The organism is Flavobacterium notoginsengisoli, assembly GCF_014207905.1.
Classification (GTDB): Bacteria; Bacteroidota; Bacteroidia; order Flavobacteriales; family Flavobacteriaceae; genus Flavobacterium; species Flavobacterium notoginsengisoli_A.
This window is the reverse complement of the sequence record NZ_JACHLB010000002.1, coordinates 572767-594123: the sequence shown is the minus strand read 5'-3', so window position 1 is coordinate 594123 and position 21357 is coordinate 572767. Positions and strand designations below refer to the sequence as shown.

Sequence of the window (21357 nt, the reverse complement as noted above, 5' to 3'; positions counted from 1 at the left end):
TCTCCTTCGTCGAAATGACAAACTTTGTGACAACACTTTGACAAAGCTCTTATAAAAAGAGATGTTCTCTCTTAGCCCCGATCGAAATGGCATCCTTTTATGCCGGGGTTCGGCATAAAAGATATAATGTAGAGCGGGACAAAACGTTCTTAAAAATGAAAAATGTTCTGCTCCTGAAAAAATTTTAAAATCCAAAAAACCAATAAAATCAAGGCTTTTCAATCAATCTATCGTACGATAAGAAAATATTATGATAAAAATATTTTGAAATCCGAAAATCCGCCATACATTTGCCTAACAGTGTTAAACGATTTAATACTTGAATACAATGGCTAGCAAAGATCGAATTTTAAGACAAAAAGAAGAGACAAGGAATAACATCCTTGGCGCTGCTTATGATATCGTAAAAGATGAAGGCTGGAATGGTTTGAGTATGCGTAAAATTGCCGACAGAATCGAATATACTGCTCCTATTATTTATGAATATTTCTCGAATAAAGAAGCAATTTTAGAAGAACTGACTGGCAAAGGTTTTATTAAACTAACTAAAGAGTTACAAACTGCAATAGATAAGTTTGAAAAACCCGAAGATCAATTGGAAGCCATGTGGATGACCTATTGGGACTTCGCTTTTACTAATACTGAAATGTATCAACTAATGTTTGGTGTTCAAATGACTTGCTGTGCACAACGATGTTCGGCTCAAGAGGGACCTTACAAATTATTTACTCAGGTTATTGCTGAAGTAATGAAAGACAGCAATCCGAGTCAAGATATCATAAAACAAAAGTACTTCACTTTCTTTTCTGTTATTCATGGTTTAATCGCCATCAACATCATTAATAAAAGTGATATTTTAGAAACAATTAATGCTCAAATTTTGAAAGATGCCATTGGTGGTATCATCAAATCCATACAATAAAAAAATTTTCAATTTTACTTAACAGTGTAAAATGATTTAAACAGGATAAGATAGAATCCTTTTTTTTAGAAGTTTAACTTAACACTGTTAGAAAATTTAATCGAGGTAATAAAACTCTTTTTTTAGACTTTTACTTAACGCCGTTAAATATTTTAATACTGATTTAAGAACAATTGGAAATGATTAAAGTTTGGAAGTTTGTGCACTTTTACTTAACAACGTTAGATAATTTAATTCAATTAAATATGAATCCCGAGAATGCCAGAATGCCCAAAGAATTAATCCGAGAAAATGTTCAACCAATTAAAACCACAATGAAAATGAAAAATGTAATTATAACCAGTTTTATTCTGGCATTAGTACTAAGCAGCTGTGCTGATAAAAATCAGGCACCAACTGCTCCGCCTCCACCGGTTTTACCAGTTTTAGCTATCACGAGTGCAAACACTACTACAGACAATGAATATCCTGCTTCTATACAAGGAACTGTTGACGTTGAGATTCGTCCGCAAGTAAGCGGAAATCTTGACAGAATCTATGTAGACGAAGGGGCTTATGTAAGCAAAGGACAAACTTTATTCAAAATCAATGAACGTCCGTTCCGTGAGCAATTAAACAATGCTTTGGCAAGTCTTCATGCAGCCGAAGCAGCTTTAATCAACGCAAACTTAGAAGTTGATAAATTAACTCCTTTGGTTCAGAACAAAGTAGTTTCTGATTATCAGTTAAAAACGGCTAAAGCTTCTCAAAAAATCGCAGCAGCAAATATCGAACAAGCAAAAGCAATGGTTGGTTCTGCTAAAATCAACTTAGGATATACAAATGTAACAGCTCCAGTTAGCGGTTATATTGGAAGATTACCAAAAAAACAAGGAAGTTTGGTTTCTGCTTCAGATATTGAGCCTTTAACAACACTTTCAGACGTTCATGAAGTATTTGCTTATTTCTCTTTAAGTGAAACGGATTTCATCAACTTTAAATCGAAATACGCTGGAAATTCTTTAGGAGATAAAATCAAAAAACTGCCTCCAGTTAATTTGATTTTAGCTGATAATACTGATTATCCAAAAACCGGAAAAATCGATATGGTTGACGGCCAGTTTGATAAAACTACAGGCGCAATCACTCTTAGAGCGACTTTCCCAAACACAAACGGAACTTTACGTTCAGGAAACACAGGAAAAATCCGTTTAGGATTAAATCACGATGATGCGATTTTGGTTCCGCAGTCGGCTACAGTTGAAATGCAGGACAAAGTATTTGTATTTACTGTAGGTAAAGACAACAAAGTGACCAAAATGCCTATTACAGTTGTAGGTAAAAGCGGAACTAATTATTTAATTAAAGAAGGTGTAAAAACAGGCGACCAAATCGTGTTAAGCGGTATTGACAAGCTTCAGGACGGACAAGCGATTCAGCCTGAAAAATCAACTAAGGTTGCCGAAGTAACTAATCAAAAATAATTCTAAAACACAATGTTCAAAATATTTATACAAAGACCTGTACTGGCAACCGTAATTTCCATTTTATTGGTTATTCTGGGAGTATTAGGTTTAACTAAACTGCCTTTACAACAGTTTCCTGATATTGCGCCTCCATCGGTTTTGGTAACGGCGGTATATCCGGGAGCCAACGCAGAAACGGTTTTACGTTCTGTGGCGCCTTCTCTAGAAGAGTCCATAAATGGTGTAGAAAACATGACTTATATGAGTTCTACTGCCAGTAACGATGGTACTTTAGCGATTACTGTTTTCTTTAAATTGGGAACAGATGCCGATCAGGCTGCAGTAAACGTTCAAAACCGTGTGGCACAAGCGACAAGCCAATTGCCTGCAGAGGTTGTTCAGCAAGGTGTTATCACAGCAAAACAACAAAACTCTTTCATCATGGCCATTGGTATGTATACCGATGATGAAGCGAAATACGATCAGACTTTTGTTGCCAATTATGCACAGATTAATATTATTCCGGAATTAAAACGTATTCCAGGTGTAGGTTCTGCCAGTATTTTTGGTGGTGTAAAAGATTACTCTATGCGTGTTTGGTTAAACCCGACACAAATGGCAACTCATAATGTTACGCCAAGCGAAGTTATGGGAGCAATTCAGGACAAAAGTTTGGAAGCTGCTCCAGGGAAATTTGGAGAGCGAAGCAAAGAGGTTTTTGAATACGTTATTAAATACAAAGGTAAACTTACCAAACCAGAAGATTATCAAAATATCGCAATTCGTTCCAACGCAGACGGTTCTGTACTTCGTTTAAAAGATGTAGCCAGAGTTGAATTGGGTGCTTACTCTTATAACAGTTTAACTCGTTTGAATGGTAAAAAAGGAATTGTAATTGGGGTGATTCAGTTAGCGGGTTCTAACTCGAATGATATCCAGATTGCAATCAATAAAATGATGGAAAAGGCTTCTAAAGATTTTCCAAAAGGCATTAAACACAATATATTTTACAGTACAAAAGTTTCTCTTGATCAATCTATCGAACAAGTTGAACATACTTTGATCGAAGCTTTTATTCTTGTATTTATTGTGGTATTTATTTTCCTTCAGGATTTTAGATCAACTTTAATCCCGGCTATTGCTGTACCTGTAGCAATTTTAGGAACGTTCTTCTTCATGCAGTTATTCGGATTCTCGATCAACCTTTTAACGCTTTTCGCTTTAATTCTGGCGATAGGTATTGTGGTCGATGATGCCATTGTGGTAGTCGAAGCGGTGCATGCGAAAATGGAGCATAAACGTTTGTCTCCAAAAATCGCAACCCATGAAGCAATGCACGAAATAACGGGTGCTATTATCTCGATTACGTTGGTAATGGCTGCTGTATTCCTGCCGGTTGGTTTTATGGAAGGCTCAACAGGAGTTTTCTATCGTCAGTTTGCCTTTACAATGGCAATCGCAATTGTAATTTCGGCTGTAAATGCCTTAACATTGAGTCCGGCTCTTGCTGCTTTATTCTTGAAAGATAATCACGGAGCTCACGATCACGATGCGCCTTATGAGAAAAAAGGATTTAAAGAGAAATTCTTTACCGCTTTCAACAGCAGTTTCGAATCGTTGACCAACCGTTACGTTGGCGGAATTAAATTCTTAATCAGAAAAAAATGGTTGAGTTTAGGCGGATTAGCTGCTATTACTGCTGCAACAGTTTTATTGGTAAAAACAACTCCTGCCGGATTTATTCCGACAGAAGATCAAGGATTTATTGCAATTGCCGTAAATACGCCATCGGGAACTTCGCTTGACGGAACTCAAAAAGTAATGACCGAAGCTGAAAATACTTTAAGAGGTTTAGATGCTTCAAGATTCGTAACAGCGATTTCTGGTTTTAACTTATTGACGAATTCAACAAGTCCATCTTCTGCAGTTGTTTTCGTATTGCTTAAACCAAATGAGGAACGTGGAGAAGTTAAAAACATTGACGAGATCATGAATCAGGTTCGTGGTAAATTAGGTTCAATTTCTGGCGGAAGTTTCTTCGTGTTCAGTTTCCCAACGGTTCCCGGATTTAGTAATGTTGAAGCTTTAGATTTGGTTCTGCAAGATAAAACAGGAGGAAAACTGGATAAATTCAGTGGTATTTCTCAGGAATTTATCGGAGCATTAATGAAACGTCCTGAGATTGCTGTAGCCTTTACCTCTTTCAAAGCCGATTATCCTCAATTGCAATTGGAGGTTAATGATGAAAAAGCAAATCAATTGGGTGTTAATGTAAAAGACATTTTGCAAACTATGCAGGCTTATTTTGGTAGCGCGCAGGCATCAGACTTTAACCGATTTGGTAAATACTATCGAGTTGTAGTTCAGGCCGATATTGATGACAGAGCCGATCCAACCGCAATTGACCGTGTTTTCGTTAAAAATAAAAACGGCGAAATGGTGCCAATAAATACTTTAGTAAAACTAACTCGTATTTATGGTTCTGAAACCGCTTCTAGATATAATCTATTTAATTCAATTTCGATTAATGCCATTCCGAAACCAGGATTTAGTTCCGGAGATGCCATTAAAGCCATTGAAGAAGTAGCAGCACAACAATTGCCTGCAGGTTACGGGTTTGAATTCTCGGGCCAAACGCGTGAGGAGATTTCGTCTGGAGGACAATCTGCAACTATATTTTTACTGTGTTTGATATTCGTTTATTTCCTACTTGCTGCACAGTACGAAAGTTACATTTTGCCTTTGGCTGTAATCTTATCAATCCCTGCAGGTATTTTTGGAGTATTTGTAGCTATTGGTTTAACTGGAATTGAAAATAACATTTATGTTCAGGTTGCACTTGTCATGCTGATTGGACTTCTCGCCAAAAATGCCATCTTGATTGTGGAATTTGCGGTTCAGAAACGAAAATCTGGGCAGGCTCTGGTAAAAGCTTCTATTGAAGCAGCAAAATTACGTCTGCGACCAATTATAATGACTTCTCTTGCTTTCGTAGTTGGTTTAGTGCCAATGATGAGTGCCAAAGGACCTTCAGCACAAGGAAATCATTCAATTAGTATTGGAGCAGCGGGCGGAATGCTTTCGGGGGTAATTCTAGGATTATTTATTATTCCGGTATTATTCATAGTATTCCAGCATTTACAAGAAAAATTTAGCGGCAAACCAATCGCTGTAATTCATAATGAAGAAGAAAAATAAAATATGGAAAACTATATCACAACCATTTTAGTTGCCATCATAGTTGGCATTGGATATATATCGTACAGAATCTCAAAAGATCTTGAAACTAGAAAAGATACTTGTACAGAGATATAATCTGTTGAGGAAAATTAAACATATAGAAACATAGATTTTTAGTGTTGAAAAAAGAGATTAGAAGAAACTAGTTTCCACACATAGGACTATGTGTATTTAAGCAAGTGAAACGCCTTTTTAAAATTTGAAAAGAACTATGTCTCTATGTGTTTCAAAAAAAATTACCCCCAAACGGGTTAAAGGAATTTTAATAAAAAAACTAATGAAAAATCATATAACCAAAATCGTGACCTTCGCCATTCTGATCACGACTTTAATATCCTGTAAAGTCTCTAAGGATATTGAAACTCCAAAAGATGCATTTCCTGAGAATTTCAGGAATGCATCGGTTTCGAGTGATACTACGAGTATCGCCGATGTGGAGTGGAAAAACTTCTTTACAGAAAAAGATATTATCAAATTAATTGACAGCGCTGTTGCAAGAAACAATGACCTGCAGATTGCCGAAAAGAACATCGAAATTGCACAATACCGTTTTACGCAGTCAAAATGGGGAAATGTGCCTCAGGTTAATTTATTTGTAAACGCAAGCACAAGCAATCCGTCAGACAATAGTTTTACGGGATTGAACTTAAATCAGGCCATCGGTGCCAAACATATTGACGACTATTCTGCTGGAGCTTCTCTTTCTTGGGAGGCTGATATTTGGGGAAAGATCAGAAACCAAAAGAAAGGGGCTTACGCAGGATATCTTCAATCTGAAGAAGTAAAAAAAGCATTGCAGACCAATATTGTTGCCAATGTTTCGAGAGGATATTATAATCTTTTGATGTTGGACGCTCAACTGGATATTGCCAGACAAAATCTTCGTTTAAATGATAGTACAACAAATATTATCAAATTAAAATACGATGCGGGTCAGGTAACTAATTTGGCTATTCAACAATCTGAAGCGCAGAAATTAAACTCAGCGCAATTGATTCCGTTATTGGAACAAAATATTGCAATTCAGGAAAATGCTTTGAGTGTTTTAACTGGTTCATTTCCAAATTCTAAAGAAAGATCTGTTCGTTTAAGCGCACTTGAAGTAAAACATAATACAGCAATCGGCGTTCCTTCTGCCTTAGTAAGCAGAAGACCTGATGTAAAAAGTGCCGAACTGGCTCTTAAAGCTGCCAACGCAAATGTCGGTATCACGAAAGCGGATTTATACCCAGCTCTCAGAATTACGGCGCAAGGCGGATTAAACTCTTTCGAAACTAGTAATTGGTTCAATATTCCGGCATCATTATTCGGAACTGTTGCAGGAGGTTTAACTCAGCCTCTTTTAAACAACAAAAGAGTGAGAACGCAATATAATATTGCTGTTGCAGAAAGAGAAAAAGCAGTTTTGGCTTTTAGACAATCTGTTTTGGTTGCGGTAAGCGAAGTTTCGGATGCTTTGGTTAAAGTAGAAAAATTACAGCAACAGGAAACATTCTTAAAAGAAAAAGTAAAAACGTTGCAACAAGCAATTAAAAACGCTAACCTTCTATTTCAAAATGGTTTAGCAGAATATTTGGAAGTTTTGACAGCACAAGCAAATCTTTTGCAAAGCGAATTGGAACTTGCAGATATAAAAAGACAACAGTTAACCGCTAACACCGATTTATATCGTGCCCTTGGCGGCGGCTGGAAATAATACCCGTACCCGTTAATTATTTATTTTTTGAGAGGAAAACGCTGTGAGGCCATTTTGGTTTCATGGCGTTTTTTGCTTTTTGCCACGAAGGCGCAAGGGCGCGAAGTTTTTTTATTTGCCACGAATTTCACTAATTTTCACTAATTTCTTTTCTCTCTAATTATAAAAATAATTCGCGAAAATTAGTGAAATTCGTGGCAGTGAACTTTGTGTCTTAGCGCCTTCGTGGCAAAACCAAAACAATCTATGAATTTCAATCCAGAAATATACCTCAACAATCTAAAAAAAACCATCGAAAGTTATTACCCGCTTTCTGATCAGTCTTGGAAACAGATAGAAAGCACTACACATTTTCAAACTCTTAAAAAAGGAGAAACACTTTTAAGAAACGGAGAAATTGCTAAAAATCTTCATTTTATTGCAAAAGGTATTTTAAGAGCTTTTATTACAGATGAAGAAGGAAATTTCTATAACAAAAATCTTTTTATGGAAAATTATTTTGCGGGTTCTAAAGTTTCTTTGATGCTCCAAACTCCTTCTAATTTTACACTTGAAGCTTTAGAAGATTCCATCGTAATCAACATCGACTATAAAAAATATATGGAGTTGATCTATCAAAACGATGATCTTAAAAACTTCTATATCGCCCATTTGGAGAAAAACTGGATTATCGAAAAAGAACAAAGAGAAGTGGCTTTGGTAATGCAAAATGCAACAGAAAGATATATTAGTCTTCTTGAAAAACATCCAACAATTGCTGATCGCGTTCCGTTATTGCATATTGCTTCGCATTTGGGAATTACGCCAACACAGTTAAGCCGAATCAGAAAAAGTCTGGAAAAAGGTTCGTGAATCAACATATGTAAAGGCTTTTCTGAAAGACCAGATTTATCTTTGTTCTACAATTTAAACTCGTCACAATAATGGATCATATAAAACTCATCAAAGACAATATTGATAATCTTACAACGCTTTGGAAAACTGTTGCCACTCCTCTCCTATCTTATCATAAAAACGATCCTTTTGAATTTTCCCAAATCAAAAATTCTGGCTGGCCCAATAGATTATGGTCTCGAGAAGATATTACCGAAGAAAATTTTTCTCAGATTCAAGAAATTATGGCAAAAAATCCAGGTTTGGTTATTCCATACTGGGATATTTTTGGAAGCAATGCTAAAGAAATTTTCGAAAAAAATGGCTTTCATATCCGAATTCAACTTGTAGCGATGGCTTTAAAACTGGGAGAAAAATTTCCGCTTGAAAACAAACTTACTTTTAAAAGAGTTTTGAATGAAGAAGACGCTAAAACTTGGTCAGATATTTATCCACTGTCTTTTAGTTATGTAATCAGTAAAGAAACTTTGATTAACAATTACGAAAATGCGAAATTTTATTTAGTTCATTTTGAAGGAAAAGCAATTGGAACCTTGACTCTTTTTCAAACTGAAAAAATAATGGGAATTCATGGCGTAGGCGTTATTCCTGAAATGCGTAAAAGAGGTTTTGCCGAAGAAATCATGAAGTTTGCCATCAATGAAGCTGTAGATTCGGATTGCGAATATGCACAATTACAAGCTTCAGCTTTAGGAAAAGGGATTTATACCAGATTAGGTTTTGAAGATTTGTTTACGATTACGAATTACCAACTGGCGTAAATTTCAAGTTTTAAAATCCAAATCCCAATTAATCCTCTCGCAAAGACGCGAAGTCGCAAAGTTTACTTTTTTTAAGTTATTTTTCTTTGCGACTCAGCGTCTTTGCGAGAACTATTTTCAATCTAAAATCTACCTTCTATAATCTAAAATCAGAATCTTGTCCAAAATGCCCCTAAAATAGTCGTAAATGCGTATTTGGTTAAATGAAAACATTATTAGATTTGTAATACATTAACTAATAACTATTTAAAACAAATACCCAATGAAGACAACAAAAATTATTTTTTGGACTACTACAATTCTTATTTTTTTATTTGAAGGTGTTATGCCGGCAATATTTTCACAATCACATGAAGCCAAAGAAGGAATAAAACACCTTGGTTATCCGGAATATTTCGGAAATGCATTAGTAGTCTTTAAGATCCTTGGAGTTTTGGTTTTAATTATTCCACAAATCCCAGGACGCATTAAAGAATGGGCTTATGCCGGATTTGCATTCGATTTTATTTTTGCTTCAATAAGTCACTACGCTGTAGACGGACTCCATTTCAATACTTTTTTCCCATTGATAGTTCTAGCTGTTCTTGTGGTTTCTTATATAACATATCATAAAATACAGCGTTATAAAAACATAGCACTCTAAAAACCAAAACTTTATGATTGAAGTTTTTAAAACAAATGTTCAAGAAGAGTCTCAATGTCAAATAATCATTGAGAAACTTCTTGAGCATTTTCCAAACAGTTCGATCAGCTTCGATTTAGAAGATTGCGATAAAATTCTGCGTATTCATGCACCCTCTATTTCCAATACCAAAATTATTGCTGTTTTAAATCTTCATGGCTACTCTTGTGAAGTGCTTCCATAAAACCACAAACATTCAAAATACTGGTTTTTAGCATTTTATTATTTTTTATCGTATATTTGATATACCATCATTCCCCTAATTCTATACAATTTACTTTAACAGAAAATGCACTGTGGGTTCACAAAACCTTACAGCAAGCGTGAATGTTGAATAATTAATTTTTAAAAATTAAAAAGATGGAAAGCGCAATTCAAAATACAATATTAGAAACCTATACCAAGCTAAACGATGTTTTTTCTTCTTTTGCCGAAGATGAAATCAATATTGTACCTTTTGAAGGAAGCTGGACTGGCGCCCAAACCGTTCAGCATATTATTCTCGCTTGTTCTGGTCTTCCGCAATTATTTGCAGGAAAAACAGAAAAAACAACTCGCGAACCAGATGAAAACAGTAAAAAACTAGATGGAATATTTCTAGATTTTAATACCAAATACCAATCTCCCGAAAATATAAAGCCTGCTACTATTGAATATAATAAGAATGATTTATTGGCTTCGATAAAAAAAGTACAAACCGATTTATTTGAAGCTGCAGAAACTTACGATTTAACATTGACTTGTTTGGATGCCAAAATTCCCGGTTTTGAAAATTTTACTATTTATGAATGGTTGCATTTTGCAATTGTTCATTCGCAGAGGCACACACATCAGTTAAAATCGATTTATGAAATTCTCCACAAAAAATAAAACTAGCTTTCACCAAAACCATTTTTTATGAGATCAAAAGTAAGAACCATTGTTTCATCTGGTTTAGTTGCAGGTACATTAGATATTACCGCCGCTATATTAATCTACTCGGTGATTCTTCATAAAACAACAGCCGAAAAAATACTGCAATCTATTGCAAGTGGCATCTTCAAAAAAGAAGCTTATACAGCAGGAGCGGAAATGACTTTTGCAGGTTTAGGACTTCATTTCTTAATTGCATTTATATTTGCGTGGTTTTACTTTAAAATTTTCCCGTACATTCCGTTCTTCAGAATCAATACTTTTCTATCGGGGCTTTGTTATGGTTTCTTTATTTGGATAGTGATGAATTTGATTGTACTTCCGATAGTATTTCCAGTTCTTCCAGAGAAAAATTTAGACTTCGCCTTATTACTTTCTATCCTAATTATAATTTTTTGTGTCGGAATGCCGATAGCGTTTATTACAAGGAAATATTACGCAAAGTGGTATTGATGAGAAAAGCACTAAGGTTCTGAGATTCTAAGGTCCTGATGCACTAAATTAAAAACCTAAATTAGTAAACACTTTAAATCTTAGAACCTTAGAATCTCAGAACCTTAGCACCTTCTAAAAAACTATATTTTTCTTCTTCCTGTAATTAATGATATTATAAATAACACTAGAAAGATAAAGAATAGCACTTTTGCAATACTTGCGGCTCCAGCAGCAATACCACCAAAACCAAAGATTCCAGCTATAATTGCTAGAACTATAAAAATGACTGTGTAACGTAACATAATATTTAGATTTTAAGTTCTTAAATAAGACTAATTCAAGTCTGTTTTGTTTGTTACTCAAAATTCTTTTATTCCTACAAATCTTGTTAACTCAAAACCATTTTTTAATTAACTCAATTAATTAAAAAACAACGAAATACCTATTATTTTCACTATACTTTTTTTTTCTTACACAATTACCATGTATAAGCTTTTGAGTTAATTTTTTGATCGATTGGGTTAATTGTCCCTCTAGGGCTAAAGTAATTTTAGATAAAATTATTTACAGCAAGAGCGTTAGCTCAAAAACATATCAAATGTTATACACAGTAAGGTGTTGCCAAATTTTTATAAAGTGGTATTCTGAACCTCAACGAGTTATTAACCGAACAAAATTTATTCCTCATGAAAACAATATCAAATAAATCAAAAATAGTTTTTCTTTCTACTTTTCCACCGACACAATGCGGCATTGCAACTTATACGCAAGACACCATTAAAGGAATTACAGATGTTTACGGCAAATCTGTTCAATGCGAAGTTTGCGAGTTAGTTACCGAACCCAAAGAAAAACCAACACAAGCCTTTACTTTAAACACTAAAAACAGAGAAGAATACGCTAAAGTTGCAGAAGAAATTAATAATGATGAATCTGTAAAATTGGTGCATATTCAACATGAGTTTGGTTTGTTTTCTGGAAATTACGGGGATTACCTTTTAGATTTCTTAAATGCTATAAAAGTACCTGTTACCTATACCTTTCACAGTGTAATTCCAAATCCGAATGACGAGTTAAAAACGTTCGTGAAATTATTACTGACTTACAGTAATTCGGTTTTTGTAATGACGAATAAATCTAAAGAAATACTAATAAGCGATTACGATATTAATGAAGAAATAATTACTTGCGTACCACACGGAACTCATATTGTCGTTTATGAAAAACCAGAAACTGCAAAAGAGAAATTAAATATTCAAGACAGATTAGTACTTTCAACTTTCGGTCTTTTGGGGGAAGGAAAAAATATAGAAACAGGTTTGCAAGCATTGCCAAAAATTATCGAAAAAGCGCCAAATGCATTGTATTTAATTATAGGAAAAACACATCCAAACTTAATCAGAGATGGCGTAGATGCCTACAGAGATAAATTGGAAGGAATTGTAGCAGAATTAAATCTTCAAAATAATGTACGTTTCGTAAACCAATATTTAGATACCAATGAACTTTTAGAATATTTAAAAGCTACAGATATTTATATGTTTACATCTAAAGATCCGAATCAAGCTGTAAGCGGCACTTTTGCTTATGCAATGAGCTGTGCTTGCCCGATTGTAGCATCAAAAATTCCACATACTAAAGAAGTGCTGACGTCAGATTCTGGAATTTTGTGCGATATTGGAGATTCAGATCAGTTTGCTGCGGCTGCCATTAAATTGATTGAAGATGAAAATTTAAGACATGAAATGGGAATTAATTCTTTTACAAAAATGAGAGCTTCTTCTTGGGAAAATGTCGCCATTACACAAATGAACACTTATAAAAATTTGATTGATAACCCTACTGAAATTAAATTCAGCTATCCTGACATTCAATTAAAACATATCAAAAAGTTGACTACAGATCTTGGTATAGTGCAATTCAGTAAAATTTCTATTCCAGATTTAGATTCAGGATATACTTTAGATGATAATGCAAGAGCCTTAATCGCATTCTGTATGCACTACAAACTAACGCAGGATAAAGAAGATTTGGCTTATATTTTAATCTATCTAGATTTTATTCAACGTTGCCAACAACCGAAAGGAGATTTTATCAATTACGTTGACCAAGAAAATCGCGAACATGTAGAACAAAATGCAGAAGTTAATTTAGAAGATTCAAATGCAAGAGCGATTTGGGCATTGGGAACCGTAGTTTCTATGTCTGACATTCTTCCAGAAGCAATTGTCAAAAAAGCGGCAAAATGTTTCTTAACTTCATTAAAATGGGCAGAAAACATTCAATCGCCGCGTTCTATAGGCTTTGCAACAAAAGGTTTGTATTTGTACCATACTACCATTCCTAATCTGTATGTTGCTGCAATTATCAATAAACTTAATGCAAAATTATTGGCTAATTACGAAGATACAGCAACTGAAGACTGGCAATGGTTTGAAAACTATTTGACTTACGGAAATGGTATTTTGCCGGAATCTATGCTTTATGCTTATTTAATTACCAATAAACCCGTTTACCAAAAAGTCGCGCTAGATTCTTTAGATTTTTTAATTTCTAAAACTTTTGTAAAAGGAAATTTCAAAGCCATTTCTAATCAAAGCTGGCATCATAAAGGTTCTGAACCTCACGAATATGGCGAACAACCAATAGACGTAGCGTATACGATTATGACTTTAAATGCATTTTATAATGAATTTAAAACGCCACAATACAAGAAAAAAATGAAAGCTGCCTTTAACTGGTTTTTAGGTAAAAATCATTTAGGACAAATTATGTACAATCCAGTAAGCGGTGGCGGTTACGACGGACTTGAAAAACACAATGTAAACTTAAATCAAGGTGCAGAGTCTACCGTTTGTTTTCTAACTGCTAGATTATTAATGGAAAAATTAGCTATGTCTCAATCTAAAGTGATTCCAATAATGAAAAGCCGTTCTGGAATTGCTATTAACTCATAAAATCAGAAAACACTAACCGAACACTTCTCTTTTAAAACCCAGAAAATCCCTTTCTATACGAAAGGGATTTTTTGTTTTTTGAAATTTCCCTAACGTGGCTTTTTATTTTTTATTGTGTTTGTCGCGATGAAAATTATATAAAGTTGAAAAAAAGTTGTGTAAGATTTTTTACTCATAAAAAAAGTAACTTTCCTATAGAAATCAGAGGTGTTTTTAAGCCATTTTGATTTCAAATTATCAGTAAAATTAAAAACACAAACATTTTGATTCTCAGCCTAAAAAATATATTCACCGAAATTGGAGAAACAGCATTATTCGCCAAGAAGTTTTTTAAGGAGGTTTTTATTCCGCCTTATGAGACCAAAGAGTTTTTGAAACAATGCTATATAATCGGATACAAATCGTTGCCTTTAGTAGCCATTACCGGATTTATAATGGGTTTGGTACTTACCTTACAGTCAAGACCTACATTGGTAAAGTTTGGTGCAGAATCTTGGCTTCCAGGAATGGTGGCACTTTCTTTAATAAGAGAAATTGCTCCAGTAATTACAGCGTTGATTTGCGCAGGTAAAATTTCCTCTGGAATTGGAGCCGAATTGGGTTCTATGAAAGTAACAGAACAAATTGACGCCATGGAAGTTTCAGCTGTTAATCCGTATAATTATTTAGTCGTAACAAGAGTTTTAGCCTGTACGCTTATGGTTCCGATTCTTGTTTTTTTTGCTGATGCTATTGGAATTATTGGCGGATATGTCGGCATCAATATTCATGGCGATGTCAATTTCTACCGCTTTTTAACGCAGATTATTCAATCATTAGAGTTTTTGGATTTATTTCCTGCCACAATCAAAACTTTCTTTTTCGGATTTGTAATTGGTATGATTGGATGCTATAAAGGTTTTACAGCCTCAAACGGAACAGAAAGTGTTGGACAAGCAGCTAATTCCGCAGTTGTAACCGCATCATTAAGCATTTTTATTATCGATATGGTAGCTGTTCAAATAACCGATTTATTTTTTTAAAATGACCAAAGAAAAACTACATAAAGAACCTAAAACAAAAGAAAAAGATCTTACTCCTATTATCGAGATTAAAGATCTGCACAAAACTTTTGGAAAAGATAATGCCGTACTAAAAGGCGTAAATCTTACTTTGAACAAAGGCGAAGATTTAGTTGTTTTAGGACGATCCGGATCTGGAAAATCTGTTACTATAAAATGTATTGTTGGATTGATTGAGCCAGATCAAGGAGAAATTAAAGTATTTAATGAAAACGTTCTTAATATTTCAAAAAGCGAGCTGAATGAAATTAGAGTCCGAGTTGGTTTTTTGTTTCAAAGTGGAGCACTTTACGATTCGATGTCTGTTAGAGAAAATCTCGCTTTTACTTTGACTAAACACAAACGTGATTTGAGCGCAGATGAAATTGAAAAAGAAGTTATGGAAGCGCTCGAAAATGTTGGTTTAGCAGAAGCTGTCGACAAAATGCCTTCTGAACTTTCGGGCGGTATGAGAAAAAGAATAGGATTAGCCCGTACGCTTATTTTAAAACCCGAAATCATTTTGTACGACGAACCAACAACAGGTTTAGACACCATAACATCTAGAGAAATCAGCGAATTGATTTTGGATATCAAACACAAACAAAAAACATCGTCGATTATTATTACACACGATATGGCTTGTGCAAAACTAACAGCAGATCGAATTATCGTTCTTAAAGAAGGTGTTATTCACGCAGAAGGAACATACGAAGAACTAGAAAAAGACGAAGACGAATGGGTACGCTCATTTTTCGAATAAGCAAAATAAATAAAAGAAATCATGGAAAAGCAATCTGGATATACTTGGAAATTAGGAATGTTTGTAACAATTGGCTTAGTGCTTTTTGTTATGGCCATCTATTTTATTGGAAAACAAAAAAACCTTTTTGGTTCAACCTTTCATATTACTTCTCAATTTAAAACGGTGAGTGGTTTAGAAGTCGGAAACAACGTTCGTTTCTCAGGAATTAACGTCGGAACCGTCGAACAAATTCAATTGAAAAACGACTCAACGGTAATTGTTGTTTTGGTAATGAAAGAAGAGGTTAGAAAATTCATTAAAACTGACGCAACGGCAAGCATAGGTTCTGATGGCTTAATGGGGGATAAAGTTTTGACGATTTCTCCAGGTGCAAAATCTCAAAAAATGATTGAAGATAATGGCACTATCGCTTCTGTAGACGGAATTGAAATGCACGACATTATGAAAAGCGTGAAAAAAAGCGTGGATAATATTGGCGTGATTTCAGACGAAATAGCCATTTTCAGCCATAGTATGAATAACGGAAATGGAGCTTTGGCACGTTTAGTCAAAGATGATAAAATGGCCAATAGCGTTTCAAATACACTTGAAAACCTAGAATCTGGAACAAAAGGTTTCAGCGATAATATGGAAGCTGCAAAGAGTAATTTTCTTTTAAGAGGTTATTACAAGAAAAAAGAGAAACAAAAAGAAAAGAAATTAGAAGAGCAAAAAGAAAAACAGGAAGAAGCTAAAGAAAAAGCCGCTAAGGAAAAAGAACAGAAAGAGAAAGAGCTCAAAGAACAAAAAGAAAAAGAGGAAAAACAGAAGCAAGAAGAAGCTAAAAAAGCTGAAGCTGCGAAAAAGTAATTTGAGAGAAGAATGCCTGTTTAAAGAGAAAAGAGGAAAGATTAGAGAGGAAAAGATTTAAAATATTGATCGATTATAACTCCGAATTATAACTTACAACTTATAGTTTCACACTTATTTCATTTTACTATTTACTTTCAATTTGTTTTTAAACTAGGCCAAATTCTTAACAAGAAAAATTGATATATATGCCTACTTCATTTAAACATACCGCCATAAAAGTTTTAAAAATCACTGGAATATCAATTGCGGTGATTTTGTTTTTGTTATTTATTATTCCGTTGCTTTTTCCGGGGAAAATTGCTTCGGAAGTAAAGAAAATTGCCAACGAACGTCTTGATACCAAATTGGATTTTACAAATTCGAAACTTTCTTTTTTTACCCATTTTCCGTCTTTGACCGTTTCATTAGATGAATTGTCATTAACGGGTTCTAAACCTTTTAGCAACGATACTTTACTGAAAGCTGATCAGGTTGCATTTGGAATTGACATCAAAAGATTGCTATTTGACAATGAAGTAAAAATCAATAAATTATACGTTTCTGACGCTTTGATTAATGTAATGGTGAATGAAAAAGGTCAAGCCAATTATAATATTTATGTCGCGCCAGAAAAACGAAAAGACGAAAAAGATGCGCCAGAAGAAGGAACTGCCATAAAATTAGAAAGAATAGATTTAGAAAATTGTCATGTAAAATACAATGACCGTTCGGCAAAAATTTTGGTCGATGCAAAAGGTTTCAATTATGTTGGAAAAGGAAACCTAAGCGAAGATATTTTCGATCTTGCCACAGATGCTAAAATTGAAAATCTTGATTTCTTTTATGATAGAACAGGTTATGTACGTAAAAAAGAAGTTCGTGCTGAACTAATTACCAGAATCAACACAAATTCCCTTTCTTTTATTTTGCAAAAAAATGAATTGAGAATCAATAAACTGCCTTTAAAATTTACGGGCTTATTTACCATTTTACGAGATGGATATAAAATTGACATCAAAGCTTTATCAGAAAATACAACGGTTAAAGATTTATTGTCTGTAATGCCTCCAGAATATCTGACTTGGCTAGAAAAAACAGAAATTTCAGGAAGAAGCGATTTACTATTGACTTTTAAAGGTGATTATAACGTTTCGAAAAAACAAAAACCAAACTTGGCTTTCAATTTAAAAATAAATGAAGGTTCAGTAAATCATAAAGATGCTCCGGTTCCTTTAAAAGATTTCCAAATGGATTTGAATGCGCTTCTTCCCGCTTTAGATCCTGAACAATTATTGGTAAATCTAAGAACTTTAAAATTTAAAGTTGGCGAGAAAGATTATTTCAATGCGTATCTGCATAGCAAAGGTTTAAGCGAAATGAGTGTTAACGCGAGCATAAAAGGGGCTTTAGATTTGGCTGTTGTAGATGCCGCTTTGGGTCTAAGTGATTTTGATGTAAAAGGAATTTTAAAAACTGATATTCAGGCAAAAGGGCTTTTTAGCACTTCTAAAAAATTATTTCCAAAAACGATCGGCGGTATTTCTCTGCGAAACGGTTGGCTAAAAACGAAATATTATCCAAATCCAATTACCAATATCACTTTTGTCGCCAATATGCTAAACAAAGCTGGAACTTATCAGGATTTGATTGTGGCCGTTGCGCCTGCTTCTTTCACTTTTGAAGGAAATCCGGTTTATGTAAATGCCACATTATCTGATTTTAGTGATTTGGCTTATAATGCTAAAATCAAAGGAGAATTGAATGTGGGTAGAATTTATCAGGTTTTCTCCGAAAAAGGCTTAGACTTAACTGGTTACGCAAAAGCTGATCTTTCTTTAAAAGGAAAGCAAAGCTACGCTACCACTGGACAATATGATAAATTGGACAATAAAGGAACTTTGATTCTTAAAAACATCAAAGCGACGTCTGAATTATTTCCAAAAGCATTTTTTATCAAACAAGGAAATTTCCGTTTTCAAAATGAAAAAATGTGGTTTGAAAAATTCTATGCTTCTTACGGAAAATCTGATTTTGACATTAATGGCTATTTATTAAATACAATTAATTATTTCCTAGAATCTAAGGGAACTTTGAGCGGAAACTTCAACTTAAAATCGAAACTGATCAATGTTGATGAATTCATGGCGCTTGAAAAAGGTGAAAATACAGATCGAAAAACAGAAGTAGAATACGCCAAAGAAGACCATCCAAAAATGAGTGGTGTCGTTATGATTCCAGAAAATTTAAATGTAAGCTTGAATGCCAATGCTGACAAAGTAGAATATAATGGATTGACAATCAATAACCTAAAAGGAAAAACAGGTGTTAAAAAAGAAGGTTTTTACTTAGAAAACATTAACTTTAACATCATTGATTGTTTGGTAGGAATTAATGCTTTTTATAAAGATGAATCTCCTACTGCCGCACACTTTGACGCTCATTTCACTGCAAAAGATTTCGATGTACAAAGAGCCTACAAAGAAATTCCGATGTTTCACGATATGGTTTCTGCAGCTGAAAAAGCACATGGAATAATTTCTGTCGATTATAAAGTTAAAGGCGATTTGAATGGAAATATGGGACCAATTTATGCCTCGCTAAACGGTGGCGGAACCATAAATCTTCGTGATGTAAAAATTCAAGGCCTAAAATTATTTGATGGAATTAGCTCTAAAACTGGACAAGACGGTTTGAACAATCCTGATATGAAAGGAATTGAAATCAAATCTACTATTGATAAGAATCTAATAAATGTTGAGCCATTTACCTTTAGTGTTGCTGGTTTTAGACCAACAATTAAAGGAACTACAAGCTTTGATGGACTTCTAGATCTAAGAATGCGTCTAGGTCTTCCCCTATTCGGAATTATCGGTTTTCCTATTGTAATTACTGGAACGCATGAAGCGCCAAAAATCAAAATTTTCAGCAAAACTGGGCAAGAAATTAATCCTGCCGTTTATGATGAAAAAAAGAACAAAGTAGTTAAAAAAGAGAAAGTCAGCAAATCTAAAACCAAATAGCAATGAAAAAAAAGCAGCGAAATAAAGATGGATTTTTTGAGCGATTTGCTTCCAAAGTCACAAAAGCAACTGGGAGCACTGCAGCTTTTATCAGCGCCTTTTTGCTTGTGGCAGTTTGGGCTGTTTCTGGACCTATTTTCGATTATTCAGAAACCTGGCAATTGGTTATTAATACAGGAACAACCATTATCACTTTTTTGATGGTTTTCCTTATTCAAAAAGCACAAAATAAAGATTCACTTGCCATTCAGCTTAAGCTAAATGAACTCGTAGCTTCAAACGAAATGTCAAGCAATAGCCTGATAGACATTGAAGAAATGACCGAAGAAGAAATGATTATCATTCAAAAATACTACCGCCGCTTGAGCGAATTGGCTAAAAAAGAAAAAAGCATTAAAACATCACATTCTATTTCAGAAGCGCAAGAACTTCATGATAGAAAACATCAAAATAGCACCAAACACAAAACCAAAACTTAACTTTAAATAACCAGAAATGAAATTGAGCTCTACCGAAACGTATTGGCCGTTAAAAAATGCCATGAAACACAGTTATCCTTCTATAGCGTCAGATATTACTACCGATGTTCTTATTATTGGTGGAGGAATTACAGGTGCTTTAATGGCTTATAAACTTGTAAACGAAGGCAAAAAAATTGTGCTTGTAGACCGACGAGATGTTTGCGGAGGAAGCACCTCTGGAAGCACAGCTTTATTACAATATGAAATTGATGTTCCACTTCATCAGCTCATCAAACTTAGAGGAACAAAATGTGCCATAGAAAGTTATCAAAATGGTAAAAAAGCCATTTTTGATCTTAGAAATATTATTGATGCTGTTGGCTGCGACTGTGGTTTTGAATTCAAAAAAAGCATCTATTTTACGACTTTAAAGAAAGATGTCCCTTTTTTAAAAAATGAATTTAAATCGAGAAAACAACACGGTTTTGAAGTAAGCTGGCTTAGCAGATCTGAATTGCAGAAAATGGGTTTAAATGCTATTGCAGGTATCGAATCTAAAACAGCCGCAGTAATGGATCCTTTCAAACTCGCAAGTGATTTGCTGTTTTATTGCCATGAAAAAGGAATGCAGATTTTTGACCGAACAAATATTACCAAAATCCAGCACCAAAAAGGCAGAATTATTGCTACAAGCGAAAATGAATGCAGCATAAAAGCAGATCACATTATACATTGTACAGGTTATGAAAGTACCGAAACGCTACAAGAAAAGGTTGTCGATTTAAAAAGCACTTTTGTTATTGCTTCTGAAAGTCAGCCCGATCTACCTGAATCATTTAAACATGCCATATTTTGGGATACGGCAGCACCTTATCATTATATCAGAACTACAGATGATAATAGAATCATTATGGGCGGAGGCGACGAAGACTTTAAAGATGCCAATAAACGTGATAAATTGCTTCCTAAAAAAGAAAAATATCTTCTAAAACAATTCTTTAGAAGATTTCCTGATTTAGATTTTAAAATTGATTATTCTTGGGCAGGAACTTTCGGAGAAACCAAAGATGGGTTGCCTTATTTCGGAAAACCAAATTCGAGACGAAATGAACATTATTTTTTAGGATTCGGAGGAAACGGAATCACCTTTAGCGTAATGGGAATGAATTCTGTTTTGGATTCTCTAAACAATAAAAAAAATACAGATTTAGAATATTATAGGTTTGGAAGGTAAATTTAAGGTACTGAGATGCTAAGACACTAAGGTTCTAAGTTTTTTTTCTTAGAATCTTAGC

General features: G+C 34.3%; 18 protein-coding genes. 17 read left to right on the top strand and 1 reads right to left on the bottom strand.

What is annotated here, in order from left to right; all coding sequences use genetic code 11:
- Window positions 1-328: 328 nt before the first annotated feature.
- The 10 genes from HNP35_RS09480 (at window position 329) to HNP35_RS09435 (ending at window position 11005) form a co-directional block, all read left to right on the top strand.
- Entirely contained in the window at window positions 329-922 is a 594-nt protein-coding gene (locus tag HNP35_RS09480) for a TetR/AcrR family transcriptional regulator (protein ID WP_184160667.1), read from the top strand.
- A 245-nt stretch (window positions 923-1167) separates the two neighbouring features.
- Window positions 1168-2385 carry an efflux RND transporter periplasmic adaptor subunit gene (locus tag HNP35_RS09475; RefSeq protein WP_184160665.1) on the top strand — a complete coding sequence of 406 codons (1218 nt, stop codon included), beginning with the start codon at window positions 1168-1170 and terminating at the stop codon, window positions 2383-2385.
- A gap of 12 nt (window positions 2386-2397) precedes the next feature.
- On the top strand, window positions 2398-5565 hold the full coding sequence (locus tag HNP35_RS09470) for an efflux RND transporter permease subunit (protein ID WP_184160663.1): 3168 nt from the start codon (window positions 2398-2400) through the stop codon (window positions 5563-5565).
- Window positions 5566-5884: 319 nt separating this feature from the next.
- Entirely contained in the window at window positions 5885-7303 is a 1419-nt protein-coding gene (locus HNP35_RS09465; RefSeq protein ID WP_184160661.1) for a TolC family protein, read from the top strand.
- Window positions 7304-7549: 246 nt separating this feature from the next.
- Window positions 7550-8155, top strand: a complete 606-nt coding sequence (locus HNP35_RS09460; protein ID WP_184160659.1) for a Crp/Fnr family transcriptional regulator — start codon at window positions 7550-7552, stop codon at window positions 8153-8155.
- A 71-nt stretch (window positions 8156-8226) separates the two neighbouring features.
- The gene (locus HNP35_RS09455) at window positions 8227-8958 is read left to right on the top strand and encodes a GNAT family N-acetyltransferase (RefSeq protein ID WP_184160658.1); all 732 of its coding nucleotides are present in this window, start codon (window positions 8227-8229) and stop codon (window positions 8956-8958) included.
- A 262-nt stretch (window positions 8959-9220) separates the two neighbouring features.
- Window positions 9221-9601: a DoxX family protein gene (locus HNP35_RS09450; protein WP_184160656.1), complete on the top strand. Its 381-nt coding sequence runs from the start codon at window positions 9221-9223 to the stop codon at window positions 9599-9601.
- Between the two features lie 13 nt (window positions 9602-9614).
- Window positions 9615-9824 carry a hypothetical protein gene (locus HNP35_RS09445; protein WP_184160654.1) on the top strand — a complete coding sequence of 70 codons (210 nt, stop codon included), beginning with the start codon at window positions 9615-9617 and terminating at the stop codon, window positions 9822-9824.
- A gap of 176 nt (window positions 9825-10000) precedes the next feature.
- Entirely contained in the window at window positions 10001-10510 is a 510-nt protein-coding gene (locus HNP35_RS09440; protein WP_184160652.1) for a DinB family protein, read from the top strand.
- A 27-nt stretch (window positions 10511-10537) separates the two neighbouring features.
- Window positions 10538-11005, top strand: a complete 468-nt coding sequence (locus tag HNP35_RS09435; RefSeq protein WP_184160650.1) for a DUF1440 domain-containing protein — start codon at window positions 10538-10540, stop codon at window positions 11003-11005.
- A gap of 122 nt (window positions 11006-11127) precedes the next feature.
- Here HNP35_RS09435 and HNP35_RS09430 read toward each other — a convergent pair whose 3' ends face one another.
- Window positions 11128-11289, bottom strand: coding sequence for a DUF1328 family protein (locus HNP35_RS09430; protein WP_184160648.1), 162 nt, complete (start codon window positions 11287-11289; stop codon window positions 11128-11130).
- Window positions 11290-11673: 384 nt separating this feature from the next.
- Between HNP35_RS09430 and HNP35_RS09425 the strand changes: the two genes are divergently transcribed.
- The 7 genes from HNP35_RS09425 (at window position 11674) to HNP35_RS09395 (ending at window position 21296) form a co-directional block, all read left to right on the top strand.
- A complete protein-coding gene (locus HNP35_RS09425; protein WP_184160646.1) occupies window positions 11674-13944 on the top strand; it encodes a glycosyltransferase in 2271 nt (756 codons plus the stop codon).
- A 263-nt stretch (window positions 13945-14207) separates the two neighbouring features.
- The gene (locus tag HNP35_RS09420) at window positions 14208-14966 is read left to right on the top strand and encodes an MlaE family ABC transporter permease (protein ID WP_184160645.1); all 759 of its coding nucleotides are present in this window, start codon (window positions 14208-14210) and stop codon (window positions 14964-14966) included.
- A 1-nt stretch (window position 14967) separates the two neighbouring features.
- Window positions 14968-15747 carry an ABC transporter ATP-binding protein gene (locus tag HNP35_RS09415; protein ID WP_184160643.1) on the top strand — a complete coding sequence of 260 codons (780 nt, stop codon included), beginning with the start codon at window positions 14968-14970 and terminating at the stop codon, window positions 15745-15747.
- Window positions 15748-15768: 21 nt separating this feature from the next.
- On the top strand, window positions 15769-16599 hold the full coding sequence (locus HNP35_RS09410) for an MlaD family protein (protein WP_184160641.1): 831 nt from the start codon (window positions 15769-15771) through the stop codon (window positions 16597-16599).
- A 188-nt stretch (window positions 16600-16787) separates the two neighbouring features.
- Window positions 16788-19601, top strand: a complete 2814-nt coding sequence (locus HNP35_RS09405; RefSeq protein WP_184160639.1) for an AsmA family protein — start codon at window positions 16788-16790, stop codon at window positions 19599-19601.
- A 2-nt stretch (window positions 19602-19603) separates the two neighbouring features.
- Complete coding sequence (locus HNP35_RS09400) at window positions 19604-20080, top strand: low affinity iron permease family protein (RefSeq protein WP_184160637.1); 477 nt, start codon at window positions 19604-19606, stop codon at window positions 20078-20080.
- Between the two features lie 16 nt (window positions 20081-20096).
- Window positions 20097-21296 (top strand): NAD(P)/FAD-dependent oxidoreductase, encoded by a 1200-nt coding sequence (locus HNP35_RS09395; protein WP_184160635.1) that lies wholly within the window; start codon window positions 20097-20099, stop codon window positions 21294-21296.
- Window positions 21297-21357 lie beyond the last annotated feature (61 nt).